This window comes from Zestomonas ipomoeae (genome assembly GCF_057128665.1).
In genome coordinates this window covers 20,904-37,879 of record NZ_JBSKHQ010000005.1, presented here as the reverse complement: position 1 = coordinate 37,879, position 16,976 = coordinate 20,904, and the positions used below count along the sequence as shown (strand labels likewise).

Here is a 16,976-nt window from a genome sequence, read left to right as displayed (position 1 = left end):
GGCACCGTAGCGCGATCACAGGAGCGGGCCATACCCGCGATGCGCCTGCGTCGCCTGGTCTCGCGGGCATGGCCCGCTCCTACAAAGATGCCGAGAGGTCAATATGGACCGCATAGCCTTCACCACCGCCAGCCTGCCGGCACGCAAGCGCATTGCGCTGGTGGCCCACGATCACTGCAAGGCGTTCCTGCTCGACTGGGCCAAGCGCCAACAGGAGCGCCTGGCTCGCCACCACCTGATTGCCACCGGCACCACCGGCATGCTGCTCAGCCAGCATCTCAACCTGCCAGTGGAGAGCATGATCAGCGGCCCGCTGGGTGGCGACCAGCAGATCGGCGCGCGCATCGCCGAGCGCCGGGTGGACATGCTGGTGTTCTTCTGGGACCCGTTCGAACCGCAACCGCACGACCCGGACATCAAGGCCCTGCTGCGGGTCGCGGCGGTGTGGAACATTCCGGTGGCCTGCAACGAGAGCAGCGCCGACTACCTGCTCAGTAGCAGCCTGCTAGAGCAGGAACACGCATGCCGGATACCGGACTACAGCGCCTATCTGCAAGGAAGGAGCTAGGACACGGCGGGTTTCCGTCTGCAAAGGCCGGGATACCGACGCCGCGAACTTGCCAGGGCGCGGCTGGCGAATCAATTCGCCCCTACGGATGGTCTTCCTGAGGGTGATCGTGGTCCTGGGCATCGTCCGCCGCTTCGGCTCCGGCCTCGTCGGACAGGCGCTGATCGTCGAAATCGGTCTTGAGCCCCTGCTCCATGGCATCCAGCTCGGCCAGCAGGCTGCGGAAACTTTTCTCTTCCCGCGGCTCGGCGGCTTCCCCGTCGACGGCCTCGCCCTCTTCCGGTAACTCCAGGGTCAGGCGTGCCGTGGCGACATCATCCTCCAGCGGCAACTGCGGTTCCGGCTCCAGCTCGCGCAACTCGGCCAGCGGCGGCAGCTCCTCGAGGCTCTTCAGGTTGAAGTGGTCGAGAAACGCCTTGGTGGTAGCGAACATCGCCGGGCGACCGGGCACGTCGCGATGGCCAACGACGCGAATCCACTCGCGCTCCAGCAGCGTCTTGACGATCTGGCTGTTGACCGCCACGCCGCGGATATCCTCGATCTCGCCACGGGTGATCGGCTGGCGATAGGCGACCAGCGCCAGCGTTTCCAGCATTGCCCGCGAATAGCGCTGCGGGCGTTCCTCCCAGAGTCGACCGACCCAGGGCGCGAAGCGCTGGCGCACTTGCAGCCGGTAACCGGTCGCCACTTCCTTGAGTTCGAACGCTCGCCCTTCGCAGGATTTCCCCAGCACTTCCAGCGCCGCCCTGAGCTGCGCCGGTTCGGGGCGCTCGCCCTCCTCGAACAGCTCGCCCAGGCGCTCCAGCGACAGCGGCTTGCCCGAGGCGAGCAGGTAGGCTTCCAGCAGCGAAGCGAGGTCTTGTGGGTCGGACAGGTTCATCATTCAGCTCTTGCGCGAACGTGGATGGGCGCAAAGGGCTCATTCTGCACCAGCTCCACCAGGGATTCCTTGATCAGTTCCAGCACCGCCATGAAGGTCACCACCACCCCGAGGCGTCCTTCCTCGGCGGTGAAAAGTTCGACGAAAGGCACGAACGCCCCACCCTTGAGGCGCTCCAGCACCTCGCTCATGCGTTCGCGGGTCGACAGCGCCTCGCGGGTCACCTGGTGGCTCTCGAACATGTCGGCACGGCGCAGCACTTCGGCCATCGACAGCAGCAGCTCTTCCAGGCTGACGTCCGGCAACAGCTTGCGTGCCCTGGCTTCCGGCGCCTCCAGGCGCGGCACGGTAATGTCGCGCCCCACCCGCGGCTGCTCGTCCAGATCCTCGGCGGCGGCCTTGAAGCGCTCGTATTCCTGCAGCCGACGGATCAGCTCGGCACGCGGGTCGTCTTCCTCTTCCTCGGCTTCGGCCGAGCGCGGCAACAGCATGCGCGATTTGATCTCGGCGAGCATGGCGGCCATTACCAAGTATTCGGCGGCCAGCTCCAGGCGCACCGATTTCATCAGTTCGACGTAGCCCATGTACTGGCGGGTGATTTCCGCCACCGGGATATCGAGGATGTCGATGTTCTGCTTGCGGATCAGGTACAGCAGCAGATCCAGTGGGCCCTCGAAGGCCTCGAGGAATACCTCCAGCGCATCCGGCGGAATGTAAAGGTCGAGCGGAAGCGCGGTGACCGCCTGGCCGTAGACCAGGGCGAACGGCAGCTCCTGCTGGGCGCCGGCCTGGTCGATCGCATGCGTCTGGACGTCGTCGGACATAGGGCTCTCTAGCGGTAGTTCAGGCCCATGACCTGGCGAACCTCGATCAGGGTGTCGCGGGCCTCGTCGCGGGCACGCTCGGCGCCCTCGGCGAGAATGCTGCGCACCAGGTCGGGATTGTCCTCGTATTCGGCGGCACGTGCCTGCAATGGGCGCAGCTCCGCCTGGATCGATTCGATCAGCGGCGCCTTGCAATCCAGGCAGCCGATACCGGCGCTGCGGCACCCCTGTTCCGCCCAGTTGCAGGTGGCAGCGTCCGAATAGACCTGATGCAACGCCCACACCGGGCATTTCGCCGGCTCGCCCGGATCGCTGCGGTGTACCCGCGCCGGGTCGGTGGGCATGCGCCGGATTTTTTCCGCCACCGCATCCGGCTCATCGCGCAGGAAGATCGCGTTGTTGTTCGACTTGGCCATCTTCAGGCCGTCCAGCCCGGCCAGGCGCGGGGCGTCGCTGAGCAACGGCTGGGGCTCCGGCAGGATCACCTTGCCGCCGCCTTCGAGATAGCCGAACAGCCGCTCCTTGTCGCCCAGGGTGATGCTCTGCTGCTCCTTGAGCAACGCCCGGGCGGTCTCCAGGGCCTCGCCATCGCCCTGCTCCTGGAACGCCTTGCGCAGGCTGTTGTAGAGCTTGGCGGTCTTCTTGCCGAGCTTGAGAATGGCCGCCTCGGCCTTCTCTTCGAACCCCGGCTCGCGCCCGTACTGGTGATTGAAACGCCTTGCCACCTCGCGAGCGAACTCGATATGCGGCAGCTGGTCGGCGCCCACCGGCACCAGCCCGGCGCGGTAGAGCAGGATGTCCGCCGCCTGCAGCAACGGATAACCGAGAAAGCCGAAGGTACCGAGGTCCTTGTGATCGAGCTGGGCCTGCTGCTCTTTGTAGGAAGGCACGCGTTCCAGCCAGCTGAGCGGACAGATCATCGACAGCAACAGATGCAGCTCGGCGTGCTCGGGCACCTGAGACTGAATGAACAGCGTCGACGAGCTAGGGCTGACGCCCGCGGCCAGCCAGTCGACCGCCATGTCCATGACGTGCTGGGCGATCGAGCCCACCTCATCGTAGTCAGTGGTTAGCGCGTGCCAGTCGACGATGCAGAAATAGCAGTCGTACTCATGCTGCAGCTTGACCCAGTTCTTCAGCACGCCCTGGTAGTGGCCCAGGTGCAGGCGACCGCTGGGGCGCATGCCGGACAGCACGCGGCGCTGGGGATCGGTGAGGCTCAAACGGGTTTCCTTTGGCGGACGGACAAGGGGCGAAGTATAGCGGGGCCCAAGGGCGGAGCGGCAAACGCCGCAAGGCAGCGGGCCCGTCGGCGAAGCGACAATGCGATGCGGCCCGAGGTTTCACGGGGCTGTCCCGCCGGTTTGCGACAGGCGGCGTACCGCTAGCCGCCGAACGGTGACGGATCGCCGCAACCGACCCGCGTCACCTGCGGTTCGCCGTCGGCCAGGTTGATCACCGTGGACGCTTCGAGGCCGCCGTAGCCGCCGTCAATGATCAGATCGACCTGGTGCTCCAGCACCTGGCGCATCTCGTAGGGATCGCTCATCGGCAAGGTTTCGCCGGGCAGGATCAGGCTGACGCTCATCAGCGGCTCGCCCAGCTCCTCGAGCAGCGCCTGGGCAATGGCGTGCTCCGGCACCCGCAAGCCGATGGTGCGTCGCTTGGGATGCAGCAGCATGCGCGGCACTTCCCGAGTGGCGTTGAGAATGAACGTGTAGGGGCCGGGCGTATGGTTCTTCAACAGGCGAAAGGCGGCGGTATCCACCTTGGCGAACAGGCCCAGCTGAGACAGGTCGCGGCAGACCAGGGTGAAGTTGTGGCGGTCGTCCAGCTGGCGCAGGCGGCGAATGCGCTCCATGGCCGCCTTGTCGCCGATATGGCAACCGACGGCATAGGAAGAGTCGGTCGGATAGACGATCACCCCGCCGCGCCGAACGATTTCTACCGCCTGCTTTATCAGGCGCGCCTGGGGGTTTTCCGGATGGACCTGGAAGAATTGACTCACTGGCTCGACCTCAGATGGCAGTAGTAGCGCGTGCATGTGAGAAGCGCTCCCAAAGGGGCGGCAGGTCGTCGGGCAATGGGCGGTACATGCCCAGCTCCGACCAATCTCCCGGTGCGTGGAAATCGCTGCCGACACTGGCCAGCAAACCGAATTCTCGAACCAGAATGGCCAGCCCGCCAACCTGCTCGGCCGGCTGCATGCCATTGACCACTTCCAGCGCATGGCCGCCGGCCTGAAGGAAGTCGGCAACCAGCCTGCGTCGCTTGCTACGAGTGAAGTCGTATTGCCACGGATGCGCCAGGCTGATCCAGGCACCCGCCGCGCGCAACGTGCCGACCGCCTGCTCGAGACTCGGCCAGTGCTGCTTCACGTCGCCGAGCTTGCCCGAGCCCAGCCACTTGCGAAACGCCTCGGCGCGATCCTGGACATGGCCGGCACGCACCAGGAACTCGGCGAAATGCGGGCGGGCCGGCGCGTTACCGCTGTCACCCAGCTCCTGTTGGATTGCCCGCGCACCGTCCAGCGCACCGGGCATGCCCTTGGCGGCCAGGCGCCGGGAGATTTCCTCGGCACGCAGCCAGCGCCCTTCGTAAAGCTCGCCGAGGGCCTGGCGCAGCGCCGGCGCCTCAGCGGAAAAGGCATAGCCGAGCACATGAATGGTCGCGCCACCCCAGGTACAGGACAGCTCGATACCATTGACCAGTTGCATATCCAGCGCCGTCGCCGCCGCCCGCGCCTCATCCAGCCCTTCGAGGGTGTCATGGTCGGTCAGCGCCAGCAGGCTCACGCCCTGGGCATGGGCGCGCTCGACCAGCACGGCCGGCGCGAGGGCGCCGTCCGAAGCGGTGCTGTGGCAATGCAGATCGACCTTCATAAGGCGGTTCGCACGATGGCTTTCCCGTTCATTGATGTTTGTTATTATGCCGGCACATCCCGCTTCTGGCTGCCGCCGTGAAACAATTCATCGATTTCATCCCCCTGATTCTTTTCTTCATCGTCTACAAACTCGATCCAAGCACCGTCGAACTGGCTGGCCACAGCTTCACCCTGGGGGGCATCTTCAGCGCTACCGCAGCGCTGATCGCCAGCTCCCTGCTGGTCTACGGCGGCCTTTACCTGGTCCAGCGCAAACTCGAAAAAGGCCAGTGGCTGACGCTGGTCGCCTGCCTGGTGTTCGGCAGCCTGACTTTGGCGTTCCATAGCGAGACCTTCCTCAAGTGGAAGGCACCGGTGGTCAACTGGCTGTTCGCCCTGGCCTTCATCGCCAGCCACTTCATCGGCGACAAGCCGTTGATCCAGCGCATGATGGGCCATGCCATCAGCCTGCCGGCGCCGATCTGGTCGCGGCTGAACCTGGCCTGGATCGCCTTCTTTCTGATCTGCGGCGGTGCCAATTTGTTCGTCGCTTTCACCTTCCCGGCCATCTGGGTGGACTTCAAGGTCTTCGGCAGCCTCGGTATGACCCTGCTGTTCCTGGTCGGCCAGGGCCTGTACCTGGCCCGCCACATGCAGCCGAGCGAACCCTCCGCTGCCCCAGCCAATAAGGACTGACATGCTCTACGCGATCATTGCCACCGATGTTGCCGGCTCCCTGGACAAGCGCCTCGCCGCCCGCCCTGCCCATCTCGCCCGCCTGGAGCAGCTCAAGAGCGAAGGCCGCCTGGTGCTGGCCGGCCCGCATCCGGCGGTGGACAGCAGCGACCCCGGCCCGGCTGGCTTTTCCGGCAGCCTGATCGTCGCCGAATTCGAATCGCTGATCGCTGCCCAGACCTGGGCGGATGCCGACCCCTATCGCGCCGCGGGTGTCTACGCCAGCGCGGTGGTCAAACCGTTCAAGCAGGTGTTTCCCTAACCGATAGCACGCACCGTCCGCCCAGGCCAGAAACCGGCAAACAGGAGTTCCAATGCGTCAAGCTCCGCTGCTTCTGCTGTTCGCTGTACTGCTCACCGTTCCCGGCCTGCGGGCCGAGGAAGAGGCAAGCGCTCCGGTCGACCGCCAGCCGCTGGCGGAGGAAACCAGCCCCGAGGCGCATGTCGATGAACTGGAGCAGCGGCTCGCCGAGAGCGAACGCCTGCGCAGCGAATTGAGCGCGCAATTGCAGGCCGGCAGCCAGCGGGAAGCGCGACTGCGCGAGGAGAGCCGGCAGCTCAAGCGACTCCTCGATAGTCAGGCCGGACAGCCGCCACGGCTGCTCAGCGAGAAGCAGCTGTGGTTCCTGATCGGTGCGGGCGTAGCCTTGACCGGCCTGATCTGCGGCACCCTGCTGCGCGGCGGACGACGAACCAACCGCGAGTGGTTGAACTGACGCGAGCGCCCCATGAGCGACCTGCTGCTGATCGACGACGATCAGGAACTCTGCGAACTGCTCAGCCGCTGGCTGAGCCAGGAAGGTTTCCAGGTGCGCGCCTGCCATGACGGCGGCAGTGCTCGCACCGCCCTTGCCGCCCAGGCACCGGCAGCAGTGGTGCTGGACGTGATGCTGCCCGACGGCAGCGGCCTGGAACTGCTCAAGCAACTGCGCAACGACTATCCGGAACTGCCGGTGCTGATGCTCTCCGCCCGCGGCGAGCCGCTGGATCGCATCCTCGGCCTGGAGCTGGGCGCCGATGACTACCTGGCCAAGCCCTGCGACCCCCGCGAGCTGACCGCGCGCCTGCGCGCCGTGCTGCGCCGCAGCGTGCCGGCCGCCACCCCCGCCCGCCTGGAGCTGGGCGACCTGAGCTTCAGCCCGGCGCGCGGCGTGGCCAACGTCGGCGGCCAGGAAATCAGCCTGACGGTCTCCGAAGGCCGCTTGCTGGAAGCCCTGCTGCAGCAACCGGGCAATCCACTGGACAAACAGGAGCTGGCGCAAGTGGCGCTCGGCCGCAAGCTGACCCTCTACGACCGCAGCCTCGACATGCACGTCAGCAATCTGCGCAAGAAGCTCGGCCCGCACCCGGATGGCCGCCCGCGCATCCTTTCCTTGCGCAGCCGCGGCTACTACTACAGCGCCTGACCGCGGCCTTTACCCAGCCTTTACCTTGGCCTGACCGCCGTTGACCTCGATCTCCCTAGACTGAACTCATCCGGCAACCAGCCGGGATCGAGACAGGAGAATGACCATGCGCAAGATTTTCACTGCCCTGCTGTTTGCAGCCTTCCTGCCCGGCATCGCCACCGCCATGCCCGACGGCGGTCCGCGCCAAGGCGGCGAGCACGGCCCGCACAAGCTGTTCAAGGAGCTGAATCTGAATGACCAACAGCGCAGCGAATTCAAGAAGCTGATGGGCGAGCAGATGAAAGCCCACCGCGACATTACCCAACGCTATCTGGACAAGCTGCCGGAAGCGGAAAAAAAGGCCATGCGCGATGAGCTGGAAGCCTCCCGGACCAAGCACCGCGAAGCCATCGACGCCCTGCTTACCCCGGAGCAGCGCGAGCGCTTCGAGCAGCATCGGCAGAAAATGGAGCAGCGCCGCGCCGAACACGGCGAGCCGATGCCCGAGTAACCCGCCGGCGGGCACCCGAGGCGCTCGTCGAACCGCCTGAACAGCCCAGCGGAGCCCTCGCTCGCTGGGCTTTCGCTCTGCAAGGAGGTCTTGTGCGTTCACTGTTCTGGCGCATCCTCGCCAGCTTCTGGCTGGCCATCGCCCTGGTTGCAGGGCTCTCCATGCTATTCGGACGCGCCCTGAACCAGGACTCCTGGATTCTCAGCCAGCACCCCGGGCTCAAAGACCTCGACGAGAACTGGGTGCGGATCTACGAAAGCCAGGGTGAAGGCGCCGCACAGCGCTATCTGGAGCAACACCGCCAGCGCTTTCGCATCCATGTGCAGGTACTGGACGACCGGGGCCGCGCGTTGGTGCCGGGCACCTTTCCGCCACGGGCCGCCGCCTTCGAGGCGCGCCAGGGCGAACGTCGCCTGCCCTGGCGGCGCCTCACCAGCGAATACACCAGCCCGACGAGCGGGGAAACCTATCTGTTGATCTACCGCGTCCCCCATCCGGAGCTGGATGAGTGGCACCGCGGCAGCCTGGTCTGGCCGCTGATACCGCTGGCGGTCGCGCTGGTCGTGCTGACGCTGTTCAGCCTGCTGCTGACCCTGTCGATCACCCGCCCGCTGGACCGCCTGCGCGGCGCGGTGCACGACCTCGGCCAGACCGCCTACCAGCAGCACAGCCTGGCCCGCCTGGCCAGCCGGCGCGATGAGCTGGGCGTACTGGCACGCGACTTCAATCGCATGGGCGACCGCCTGCAAAGCCTGATCGCCAGCCAGCGCCAGTTGCTGCGGGATGTCTCCCACGAGCTGCGCTCACCGCTGGCGCGCCTGCGCATCGCCCTGGCACTGGCCGAGCGCGCCGAGCCGGCCGAGCGGGAAAAGCTCTGGCCGCGCCTGACCCAGGAATGCGACCGCCTGGAAGCGCTGATCGGCGAGATCCTCGCCCTTGCCCGCCTGGACGCCGACCCCGGCGCCGCTCGCCCGATCGACCTGGCCGCGATGCTCTCGCGCCTGCGCGACGACGCCGGGCTGTCCGCGCCCGACCAGCGCATCGAGCTGAGCGTCGACCCCGGCCTGCAGCTCCAGGGCTGGCCGGACATGCTCGAGCGGGCGGTGGACAACCTGCTGCGCAACGCCCTGCGCTTCAATCCACCTGGCCAGCCGGTCGAGATCAGCGCACACCGCCAGGCGGATCGCCTGTTGATCAGCCTGCACGACCATGGCCCCGGAGTCGCCGAGCAGTACCTGCCGCGCCTCGGCGAGCCGTTCTTCCGCGCCCCGAACCAGGACAGCGCCGGCCACGGGCTGGGCCTGGCCATCGCCCGCCGCGCCGCCGAACGCCATGGCGGCCGCCTGGTGCTGACCAACCGCCTCGATGGCGGCTTCAGCGCGACCCTGGATCTGCCGGCCTGAGGCGACCTGGCTTCAACCGCGCCAGGTGTCGACGAAGTCTGCCGGATCGAGCGTCGCCGGGGTACGCAGATCGCCCTGGGGAGTACCCAGGTAAAGGAAGCCGACGATGCGCTCCTCGCTGCCCAGGCCCAGGCCGGCCATCACATGGGCATCGTAGGCCAGCGGCCCGGTACGCCACATTGCCCCCAACCCTTGGGCGTGAGCGGCCAACAGCAAGCCGTGGGCGGCACAGCCAGCGGCCAATAGCTGCTCGCTTTCCGGCACCTTGGCGTGCTCCTGCAAACGAGCGATCACCACCACCAGCAAGGGCGCACGCAGCGGGTTCTTGCGGGCTTTTTCCAACGCCTCCGGCTTGGCTTCGCCGGAGCCGGCAGCCAGCGCCTGGGCGAACAACTCACCCAAGCGCACGCGGGCCTCACCCTCAACCGTCAGGAAGCGCCATGGCCGCAGTTGGCCGTGGTCGGGCGCACGCAAGGCGGCGCGAAAAAGCAGGTCGCGCTGCTCGGCGGTGGGTGCCGGTTCGCACAGTCGCGCCATGGACACGCGGTTGAGCAAAAGATCCAGAGCCTGCATCGGTCGTTTCCCCTTCAAAAAATCGAAGGGGGATTCTAGTGTTCCGGGCGAAAACTTGCTGTTCCTTGCACCCATTGCCGGATCGGCAAACGCTCCCGTGCCAATCGGCAAGGGTACCGTGCCGGCGGCGTCAGGCCACCCGATCAGGCGCCAGGTGCGGTTGCAGGGGCGGCGTCAGCGGTGGCAGGCCATGGGCGGCACGGGCCATGTCGCAATGGGCATTGGGCTCGCCATTGACCCAGGACGCCTCGAAGTCCCGGCAGGTGCTGGAACGGTTCTCATAGAGCGTGCAGCGCACACCGCAACCGACGTCGCCCAGCAGGCCGACGCAGCGCACCGGTTTGCTCTCGGTGCCGCGCATGGCGACGTGATAGGGGCTGATCGGCACCACCAGTTCATCCGGTACGCCGCCGCCGTTGTCCCGGCACTCACCCCAATAGAAAGACACACGGAAATGCGCGCAGCAGGCGCCACAGTCGAGACAAGGATTGGAGGACATCGAGAGGAAACTCAGAAACCGGAATGGGCCGGCACCCGAGGGGCTATTCTATGCATCGGCATTCGCTTGTGAAGGGGCGCCAGGACCCCGCCCAAAGAAAATTTTCGTGCTGGCAAGACGCGCCGAAAATCGCCGAAACATGCACCTGGCCACCGCCCTTTCGCGAGCCGCCAGCGGTTTACAGGGGCACCGTCGCGAGTAGAATGGCGCCCTTTCCTCATTTCGAGCCCGAGCCCGATCCATGGCCCTGCCGACTCTGCGCATCATCGGTTTCATTCTCGGCATTTTCCTGATCACCCTGGCCATCAGCATGGTCATTCCCATGCTGACCCTGCTGATCATGCAACACCCGGAGAGTCTCAACGCCTTCCTCTGGTCCAGCCTGATCACCTTCGTCGCGGGCCTGGCCCTGGTGGTGCCCGGCCGGCCGGCGCAGGCCCAGCTGCGACCACGGGACATGTACCTGCTGACCACCTCGATCTGGCTGGTGGTGGGCTTCTTCGCCGCCCTGCCGATGATGTTCCTGCAGCACATCAGCTACACCGATGCGTTCTTCGAGACCATGTCGGGCATCACCACCACTGGTTCGACAGTGCTGGTCGGACTGGACGATGCCTCCGAGGGGCTGCTGATCTGGCGCTCGCTGCTGCAATGGATGGGCGGCATCGGCTTCATCGGCATGGGCGTGGCGATCCTGCCGCTGCTGCGCGTGGGGGGCATGCGCCTGTTCCAGACCGAATCGTCCGACTGGGGGGAAAAGGTGATGCCACGCTCGCACATGGTGGCCAAGTACATCACCCTGGTTTACCTGGCGCTCACCGTGCTCTGCGGCATCGGCTTCTGGCTGAGCGGCATGGACGTGTTCGACTCGATCAACCACGCGATGACCACGCTGGCCACCGGCGGCTTCTCAACCTCGGACGCTTCCCTGGCCAACTTCAGCCCGGCCAGCCACTGGGTCGCGGTGCTGTTCATGCTGCTCGGGGCGCTGCCCTTCGTGCTCTACGTCTCCATGCTGCGCGGCAATCGCCTGGCGATGTACAAGGACCAGCAGGTGCGCGGCTTCCTCGGCATCATGCTGTTGATCTGCGTCGCCACCGGCGTCTGGCTCTGGCTGAACAGCGACTATCCGTTCCTCGACGCGCTGCGCCTGGCCTCGGTCAACGTGATTTCGGTAGTGACCACCACGGGCTTTGCCGTCGGCGACTACAGCCAGTGGGGCGGCTTCGCCTTCATGCTGTTCTTCTACCTGACCTTCATGGGCGGCTGCTCCGGGTCCACCTCGGGCGGCATCAAGGTGTTTCGCTTCCAGGTGGCCTACACGCTGCTGCGCAGCGCCCTCAAGCAACTGGTGCATCCGCGCGCGGTGATCAAGCAGCAGTACAACGGCCACAACCTGGACGAAGAAATCGTTCGCTCGATCCTGACCTTCTCATTCTTCTTCACCATCACCATCGGCGCCCTGGCCCTCGCCCTGAGCCTGCTGGGCCTCGACCCGATCACCGCGCTGACCGGCGCCGCCACCGCGGTGTGCAACGTCGGCCCCGGCCTCGGCCCGATCATCGGCCCCGCCGGCAACTTCGCCAGCCTGCCTGACGCCGCCAAGTGGCTGCTGTCCATCGGCATGCTGCTCGGTCGCCTGGAAATCATCACCGTGCTGGTGCTGCTGACCTCTTCCTTCTGGCGCCACTGACCGTCAGAGCCGCGCCCGGTACTCGCCGGGCGTGACGTCGAACCAGCGGCGGAAGGCGCGAAAGAAATTGCTCGGATCGGCGAAGCCCAGCAGGTAGGAAACTTCCAGCAGCGTCAGGTTGGGCTGCGCCAGGTACTGCTCGGCCAGCTCGCGCCGGGTATCGTCGAGCAGTTGCTGGAAGCTGGTGCCCTCCTCCTGCAAGCGTCGCTGCAAGGTACGCTGCGACAGGTGCAGCGACTGCGCCACCGCTTCGCGCTTGGGCTCGCCCTGGGGCAGCAGGCGGCACAGTACCTGCCGGACCACGTGGGTCACCCGGCTTTCCTCGAAACGCGCCAGGTACTCCCCGGCAAAACGGTCGTGCAACTGCGCCAGCGAGGCATTGGCAGTGGGCAAGGGACTTTCCAGGTCGACCCGGTCGAACACCAGGGCATAGTGGTCGGCATTGAACTTCAACGGCGCCTGGAAAACCTGGCGGTAGGGCTCAAGGTCCGCCGGCGGGGCGCCCTGGAAGCGCACTTCCAAGGGCTGGATCGGCTTGCCGGTCATCCAGCGGCAGAAGGCCAGGGCATAGGCCAGGGAGGCTTCGGCGCTTTGCCGCGCCGGCGGCAGGCGGTCGCCATGGATCGCCAGGAGCAGCCCGTAGCCCTCCGGCAGCGGCCGAAAGCTCAGGTCGGCGCCCTCGGCAATGATGCGCTGGTAGCGCACCAGCCGCGTGAACCCTTCCTTGAGGGTGCGGCTGGACATCAACGCATAGCCGACCACATGGAAGGACGCCGGACGCACCACCTTGGCCATGTTCAGGCCGATCGCCGGATTGCCGGACAGCTCCACGGCGCGCTGCCAGAGACGGGTCATGCCGTCCTGCGGGAAGCGCGCGTCGGAGTCTTCGAGGGCGGCATAGTCCAGCCCCAGCTCGGCGAAGAGCCCACGGCAGTCGACTCCGCCCATTTCCAAAGCCTGCACGATGCCCAAAGCCCAGTTCGAAGAGGTGGTGCGTTCGCTCATGGCGCCTTCTAGTTCTGCTGATCCGTCACGGTGGGCGAGGATATTAGGCTTTTTTACGCGTCGTCGGTAACGGCCCGCAGAGCCGCTAATGTGGCACCCAGGGTCATTGGCCCGGCGCATGGCTGTCCTACACTGAGAGCCTGTCGCACCTGCGACCACGACGACAGGAGGCATGCCATGCACAACGAATCCGCCGAGCGCTTCAACAGCTTCGCCGAGTTCTACCCGTTCTATCTGCAGGAACACAGCAACCCGATCTGTCGTCGCCTGCACTATGTCGGCAGCCTGCTGGTACTCGGCCTGCTGGGCTACTCGTTGATCAGCCAGCAGTGGTGGCTGTTGCTGGCCGTGCCGGTGGCCGGCTACGGCTTCGCCTGGATCGGTCACTTCGGTTTCGAGAAGAACCGGCCGGCCACCTTCAAGTACCCCCTGTACAGCTTCATGGGCGACTGGGTAATGCTCAAGGATGCCTTCACCGGACGCATCCGCTTCTAGCCCTCGCCAAACCCTCACGGACGGGGTTGCGGACGACAACCGTCCGCACGCATCCCCACACCGTTCGGCAGGCATACTTGGCGGCCAAGCACCCGCTTGGTTATGATCCCCGGCCAATATAAGCACGACTTAAGTTTGCTTATCGCTTCATGTGCCCGGCAGAGGCGTACAAACAGCAGGGATCGTTTTACCCAATGAATGCAGTCACCTCAGGACAGACCCAAAGTGTGTCCGTTCCGCCGCTTCGTGAGTATTACTCCCGGGTGCTGGCCTACATCGCCAGCGCTGCCAGCATCGCCGCCGGCACCTATACGCAATATTTCACCTACGACATCCTGTGGATGGTGCCCTACGCCCTGCTCTATCCGCACCTGGCCCATCACCTGAGCCGCCGCTACAAGAACAGCTACCCGCAACACACCCAGATGACCCTGCTGTTCGTCGACGCCGTGCATGCCGGTGCCGGCAGCGTGCTGCTGGGCTTCTCGGTGGTGCCGAGCCTGATGTTCCTGCTCACCCTCGCCTACAGCGCGCTGGTCCTGGGCGGCCTGCGCCACCTGTGCCTGGCGCTGATCGTCGCACTGGCCGGGGTGCTGATCACCGCCGCCGTGGTTCGTCCGCAATGGCAGGGCACCACGCCCACCGAGGTGGCGCTGGCAAGCATTCTGTTCACCACGCTGTACGTCTGTATCACCGCCTACTTCGTGCACCAGCAGAGCCTGCGCCTGGCGCAGATCCGCGGCGAGATCAAGCGCGAGCAGGAAAAGGCCGCGCGGCTGGCACGCAACCTGGCCAAGTACCTGTCCCCGCAGGTGTGGGAGATGATCTTCAGCGGCAAGAAGCATGTGCGCCTGGAAACCCAGCGCAAGAAGCTCACGGTGTTCTTCTCCGACATCAAGGGCTTCACCGAGCTTTCCGAGGAACTGGAAGCCGAGGCCCTCACCGACCTGCTCAACAACTACCTCAACGAAATGTCGAAGATCGCCCTCAAGTACGGCGGCACCATCGACAAGTTCGTCGGCGACTGCGTGATGATCTTCTTCGGCGACCCGAGCACCCAGGGTGCCAAGAAGGACGCCGTGGCGGCCGTTTCCATGGCCATCGCCATGCGCAAGCACATGAAGGTGCTGCGGCAGCAATGGCGCGCCCAGGGCATCACCAAGCCGCTGGAAATCCGCATGGGCCTGAACACCGGCTATTGCACCGTGGGCAACTTCGGCGCCGACACGCGCATGGACTACACCATCATCGGCCGCGACGTGAACCTCGCCAGCCGCCTGGAAAGCGCCGCCGAAGCCGGGGAAATCCTGATCTCCCACGAGACCTATTCGCTGATCAAGGATGTGATCATGTGCCGCGACAAGGGCCAGATCGCCGTCAAGGGCTTCAGCCGTCCGGTGCAGATCTACCAGGTGGTGGACTTCCGCCGCGACCTGGGCGCCAGCTCCAGCTATGTCGAGCATGAGCTGCCGGGATTCTCCATGTACCTGGATACCAACGGCATTCAGAACGTCGACAAGGAACGGGTGATCCAGGCCCTGCAGGTGGCGGCGGAAAAGTTGCGGGACAAGGTCATTCTCTAAGAAAGAACCGCCGGGAGGCGGTTTTTTCGTTTAGGGGAAATCGCTCCACCTGGCTATGGACGGCCAGCCTAGCAGGCCGTGCCTTCCACCGCCGGCTGCAACACCACGCAGGGCTCGCCATCCAGTAGCGGCTGCTGGGCGAGGAATTCCAGCGCCGAAGCGCGCCACGATTGCCGGGCAGCGCGCTCGGCGCAGACCTCCCGGCTCAGTTGCAAGGCAGCGCGGCAAGCCACCCCGAGGTCTTCATGCATGACCCCGGTCAGCCTCTGCTCCAGCACGTCCAGCGGCCCCGGTACCGGGAACGCCGCCACCGGCGTGCCGCAGGCCAGGGCTTCGAGCATCACCAGCCCGTAGGTATCGGTGCGCGAGGGAAACACCAGTACGCTGGCTTCGGCATAGGCCTGCGCCAGGGCCTGGCCACGACGATAGCCAAGGAATTTCACCTGGGGATAGCGCGCCTCCAGCTCCAGGCGCTGCGGGCCGTCACCAACCACCCGTTTCTCGCCCGGCAGGTCGAGGGTAAAAAAGGCCTCCAGGTTCTTCTCCGCGGCGATCCGCCCAACGTAGAGAAATACCGGCGCCAGCGGCCGCGGCACCTCGGGTTGCGGACGGAACAACCGCACGTCGACGCCCTTGCGCCACAGACCGAGCCTAGTCAGGCCCCAGCCGGCGAACTCGTCGCGCAGCCGTTCGGTGGTCACCAGCACCGCCTGGCTCGGCCGGTGGAACAGGCGCAGGAAGGCGTAGCCCCAGGACAGCGGCAGCCACGGCCAGCGCGTGTTCACATACTCCGGAAAGCGCGTGTGAATGGCGCTGGAGAACGCCAGCCCGCGCCGGTTCAGCCAACGCCGCGCGGCCCATCCCAGCGGCCCTTCGGTGGCCAGGTGCACGCAATCCGGACGAAACTCGCGAATCGCCGCCCCCACCCGCCAGAGATTCCAGGCCAAGGGGATTTCCGGGTAGGTCGGGCAAGGCAGCGCGCGGAAGTCTTGCGGCGACAGCAGCTTGACCTGGTGGCCGAGGCCATGCAGCTCGGCCACCAGCGCCTGCAGGCTGGTCACCACGCCATTGACCTGCGGCAACCAGGCATCGCTGACGATGAGAATCCTCATAGTGCCGGCTCGACCGCGACATCGCGCTCGGCCTGCGCCAGGCGCGCCTGCTGCTCGGCCAGGCGATAGAGCTCGATGCTGCCGTCCCAGTGCTCGATCAGCGCGGTACAGGATTCCACCCAGTCGCCGCAGTTGAGGTATTCCACCGCGCCCACCTGGCGGATTTCCGCGTGGTGGATATGCCCGCAGACCACACCGTCGAAGCCGCGCTTGACGCATTCGTGGGCGATGGCCTCCTCGAAGTCGCTGATGAAGTTCACCGCCGACTTCACCTTGTGCTTGAGGTAGGCGGACAGCGACCAGTAGCCGTAGCCCCAGCGCTCGCGCCAATGGTTGAGCCAGCGGTTGAGGGTCAGGGTGAACTCGTAGGCAGAGTCGCCGAGAAACGCCAGCCAGCGGTGGTAGCGGGTGATGACGTCGAACTGGTCGCCATGGATCACCAGCAGCCGGCGGCCGTCGGCGGTCAGGTGCTCGGCTTCGTCCACCAGTTGGATATTGCCCAGCAGCAGCTTGGAATAACGGCGCAGGAACTCGTCATGGTTGCCGGTGACGTAGATCACCTCGGTGCCGCGCTTGCTCATGGTCAGCAAGCGGCGAATCACGTTGGTATGGGCTTGCGGCCAGTAGATGCCGCCGCGCAGCTTCCAGCCATCGATGATGTCGCCGACCAGGTAGATGCGGTCGGTATGGTAGTGCTTGAGAAAGCGCGCCAGGTGCTCGGCCTGGCAGTCGCGGGTACCGAGGTGGACGTCCGAGATCCACAGCGTGCGGACGCGTTGCTTGCGGGTCGGTTGGACAAGCTGGGCGCTGCTCATGGGCGTTCTCCGCCAGGGTTTCGCCGATG

The 16,976-nt window shown here is 65.7% G+C and carries 20 protein-coding genes; 10 read left to right on the top strand and 10 right to left on the bottom strand.

All coding sequences use genetic code 11. The features are described 5' to 3' along the window. Positions 1–103: 103 nt before the first annotated feature. Positions 104–568 (top strand): methylglyoxal synthase, encoded by a 465-nt coding sequence (locus ACWKV7_RS08190; protein WP_483857170.1) that lies wholly within the window; start codon positions 104–106, stop codon positions 566–568. An 82-nt stretch (positions 569–650) separates the two neighbouring features. Here ACWKV7_RS08190 and scpB read toward each other — a convergent pair whose 3' ends face one another. The 5 genes from scpB to ACWKV7_RS08165 form a co-directional block, all read right to left on the bottom strand. Further along, on the bottom strand, positions 651–1,448 hold the full coding sequence (gene scpB, locus ACWKV7_RS08185) for an SMC-Scp complex subunit ScpB (RefSeq protein WP_483857169.1): 798 nt from the start codon (positions 1,446–1,448) through the stop codon (positions 651–653). Next, positions 1,448–2,272: a segregation and condensation protein A gene (locus ACWKV7_RS08180; protein WP_487249202.1), complete on the bottom strand. Its 825-nt coding sequence runs from the start codon at positions 2,270–2,272 to the stop codon at positions 1,448–1,450. The genes scpB and ACWKV7_RS08180 overlap by 1 nt, the downstream gene beginning before the upstream one ends. A gap of 8 nt (positions 2,273–2,280) precedes the next feature. Beyond that, on the bottom strand, positions 2,281–3,495 hold the full coding sequence (locus ACWKV7_RS08175) for a tryptophan--tRNA ligase (RefSeq protein ID WP_483857168.1): 1,215 nt from the start codon (positions 3,493–3,495) through the stop codon (positions 2,281–2,283). 161 nt (positions 3,496–3,656) lie between these two features. Then, positions 3,657–4,280 (bottom strand): L-threonylcarbamoyladenylate synthase, encoded by a 624-nt coding sequence (locus tag ACWKV7_RS08170; protein ID WP_483857167.1) that lies wholly within the window; start codon positions 4,278–4,280, stop codon positions 3,657–3,659. 10 nt (positions 4,281–4,290) lie between these two features. Then, entirely contained in the window at positions 4,291–5,154 is an 864-nt protein-coding gene (locus ACWKV7_RS08165; protein WP_483857166.1) for a PHP domain-containing protein, read from the bottom strand. A gap of 77 nt (positions 5,155–5,231) precedes the next feature. Between ACWKV7_RS08165 and ACWKV7_RS08160 the strand changes: the two genes are divergently transcribed. From ACWKV7_RS08160 to ACWKV7_RS08135, 6 genes are all read left to right on the top strand, one after another. Then, positions 5,232–5,831, top strand: a complete 600-nt coding sequence (locus ACWKV7_RS08160) for a septation protein A (RefSeq protein ID WP_483857165.1) — start codon at positions 5,232–5,234, stop codon at positions 5,829–5,831. 1 nt (position 5,832) lies between these two features. Beyond that, entirely contained in the window at positions 5,833–6,132 is a 300-nt protein-coding gene (locus ACWKV7_RS08155) for a YciI family protein (RefSeq protein WP_483857164.1), read from the top strand. A gap of 52 nt (positions 6,133–6,184) precedes the next feature. Further along, positions 6,185–6,586 (top strand): SH3 domain-containing protein, encoded by a 402-nt coding sequence (locus ACWKV7_RS08150; protein ID WP_483857163.1) that lies wholly within the window; start codon positions 6,185–6,187, stop codon positions 6,584–6,586. A 12-nt stretch (positions 6,587–6,598) separates the two neighbouring features. Then, on the top strand, positions 6,599–7,276 hold the full coding sequence (locus ACWKV7_RS08145) for a response regulator transcription factor (RefSeq protein ID WP_483857162.1): 678 nt from the start codon (positions 6,599–6,601) through the stop codon (positions 7,274–7,276). A gap of 106 nt (positions 7,277–7,382) precedes the next feature. Then, positions 7,383–7,769, top strand: coding sequence for a Spy/CpxP family protein refolding chaperone (locus tag ACWKV7_RS08140; protein WP_483857161.1), 387 nt, complete (start codon positions 7,383–7,385; stop codon positions 7,767–7,769). 92 nt (positions 7,770–7,861) lie between these two features. Next, positions 7,862–9,172: a HAMP domain-containing sensor histidine kinase gene (locus tag ACWKV7_RS08135; RefSeq protein ID WP_483857160.1), complete on the top strand. Its 1,311-nt coding sequence runs from the start codon at positions 7,862–7,864 to the stop codon at positions 9,170–9,172. A gap of 12 nt (positions 9,173–9,184) precedes the next feature. On the opposite strand, the gene ACWKV7_RS08130 is transcribed toward ACWKV7_RS08135, so the two are convergent. Together ACWKV7_RS08130 and ACWKV7_RS08125 are read right to left on the bottom strand one after the other, a co-directional pair. After that, positions 9,185–9,745 carry an NAD(P)H nitroreductase gene (locus ACWKV7_RS08130; protein ID WP_483857159.1) on the bottom strand — a complete coding sequence of 187 codons (561 nt, stop codon included), beginning with the start codon at positions 9,743–9,745 and terminating at the stop codon, positions 9,185–9,187. A 130-nt stretch (positions 9,746–9,875) separates the two neighbouring features. Next, positions 9,876–10,244, bottom strand: a complete 369-nt coding sequence (locus ACWKV7_RS08125; RefSeq protein ID WP_483857158.1) for a YkgJ family cysteine cluster protein — start codon at positions 10,242–10,244, stop codon at positions 9,876–9,878. A 241-nt stretch (positions 10,245–10,485) separates the two neighbouring features. Between ACWKV7_RS08125 and ACWKV7_RS08120 the strand changes: the two genes are divergently transcribed. Beyond that, positions 10,486–11,937, top strand: coding sequence for a TrkH family potassium uptake protein (locus tag ACWKV7_RS08120; protein WP_483857157.1), 1,452 nt, complete (start codon positions 10,486–10,488; stop codon positions 11,935–11,937). A gap of 3 nt (positions 11,938–11,940) precedes the next feature. On the opposite strand, the gene ACWKV7_RS08115 is transcribed toward ACWKV7_RS08120, so the two are convergent. Continuing rightward, positions 11,941–12,942, bottom strand: coding sequence for an AraC family transcriptional regulator (locus tag ACWKV7_RS08115; protein WP_483857156.1), 1,002 nt, complete (start codon positions 12,940–12,942; stop codon positions 11,941–11,943). 177 nt (positions 12,943–13,119) lie between these two features. Here ACWKV7_RS08115 and ACWKV7_RS08110 point away from each other — a divergent pair, with 177 nt between their 5' ends. Then, positions 13,120–13,437, top strand: coding sequence for an Mpo1-like protein (locus ACWKV7_RS08110; RefSeq protein ID WP_483857155.1), 318 nt, complete (start codon positions 13,120–13,122; stop codon positions 13,435–13,437). 194 nt (positions 13,438–13,631) lie between these two features. Then, complete coding sequence (locus tag ACWKV7_RS08105; RefSeq protein WP_483857154.1) at positions 13,632–15,020, top strand: adenylate/guanylate cyclase domain-containing protein; 1,389 nt, start codon at positions 13,632–13,634, stop codon at positions 15,018–15,020. A 68-nt stretch (positions 15,021–15,088) separates the two neighbouring features. Here the strand turns inward: ACWKV7_RS08105 and ACWKV7_RS08100 are convergent, their stop codons facing one another. Both ACWKV7_RS08100 and ACWKV7_RS08095 read right to left on the bottom strand, forming a co-directional pair. Continuing rightward, complete coding sequence (locus tag ACWKV7_RS08100) at positions 15,089–16,132, bottom strand: glycosyltransferase family 4 protein (RefSeq protein WP_483857153.1); 1,044 nt, start codon at positions 16,130–16,132, stop codon at positions 15,089–15,091. Continuing rightward, positions 16,129–16,947: a UDP-2,3-diacylglucosamine diphosphatase gene (locus ACWKV7_RS08095; protein WP_483857152.1), complete on the bottom strand. Its 819-nt coding sequence runs from the start codon at positions 16,945–16,947 to the stop codon at positions 16,129–16,131. Before ACWKV7_RS08095 ends, ACWKV7_RS08100 begins: the two co-directional genes overlap by 4 nt. Positions 16,948–16,976: the final 29 nt, after the last annotated feature.

Coding starts and splice junctions, on each gene's coding strand:
- ACWKV7_RS08190 (WP_483857170.1), top strand. CDS start 104: ATGGACCGCATAGCCTTCACCACCGCCAGCCTGCCGGCACGCAAGCGC.
- scpB (WP_483857169.1), bottom strand. CDS start 1,448: ATGAACCTGTCCGACCCACAAGACCTCGCTTCGCTGCTGGAAGCCTAC.
- ACWKV7_RS08180 (WP_487249202.1), bottom strand. CDS start 2,272: ATGTCCGACGACGTCCAGACGCATGCGATCGACCAGGCCGGCGCCCAG.
- ACWKV7_RS08165 (WP_483857166.1), bottom strand. CDS start 5,154: ATGAAGGTCGATCTGCATTGCCACAGCACCGCTTCGGACGGCGCCCTC.
- ACWKV7_RS08155 (WP_483857164.1), top strand. CDS start 5,833: ATGCTCTACGCGATCATTGCCACCGATGTTGCCGGCTCCCTGGACAAG.
- ACWKV7_RS08150 (WP_483857163.1), top strand. CDS start 6,185: ATGCGTCAAGCTCCGCTGCTTCTGCTGTTCGCTGTACTGCTCACCGTT.
- ACWKV7_RS08145 (WP_483857162.1), top strand. CDS start 6,599: ATGAGCGACCTGCTGCTGATCGACGACGATCAGGAACTCTGCGAACTG.
- ACWKV7_RS08140 (WP_483857161.1), top strand. CDS start 7,383: ATGCGCAAGATTTTCACTGCCCTGCTGTTTGCAGCCTTCCTGCCCGGC.
- ACWKV7_RS08130 (WP_483857159.1), bottom strand. CDS start 9,745: ATGCAGGCTCTGGATCTTTTGCTCAACCGCGTGTCCATGGCGCGACTG.
- ACWKV7_RS08125 (WP_483857158.1), bottom strand. CDS start 10,244: ATGTCCTCCAATCCTTGTCTCGACTGTGGCGCCTGCTGCGCGCATTTC.
- ACWKV7_RS08120 (WP_483857157.1), top strand. CDS start 10,486: ATGGCCCTGCCGACTCTGCGCATCATCGGTTTCATTCTCGGCATTTTC.
- ACWKV7_RS08115 (WP_483857156.1), bottom strand. CDS start 12,942: ATGAGCGAACGCACCACCTCTTCGAACTGGGCTTTGGGCATCGTGCAG.
- ACWKV7_RS08110 (WP_483857155.1), top strand. CDS start 13,120: ATGCACAACGAATCCGCCGAGCGCTTCAACAGCTTCGCCGAGTTCTAC.
- ACWKV7_RS08105 (WP_483857154.1), top strand. CDS start 13,632: ATGAATGCAGTCACCTCAGGACAGACCCAAAGTGTGTCCGTTCCGCCG.
- ACWKV7_RS08100 (WP_483857153.1), bottom strand. CDS start 16,132: ATGAGGATTCTCATCGTCAGCGATGCCTGGTTGCCGCAGGTCAATGGC.
- ACWKV7_RS08095 (WP_483857152.1), bottom strand. CDS start 16,947: ATGAGCAGCGCCCAGCTTGTCCAACCGACCCGCAAGCAACGCGTCCGC.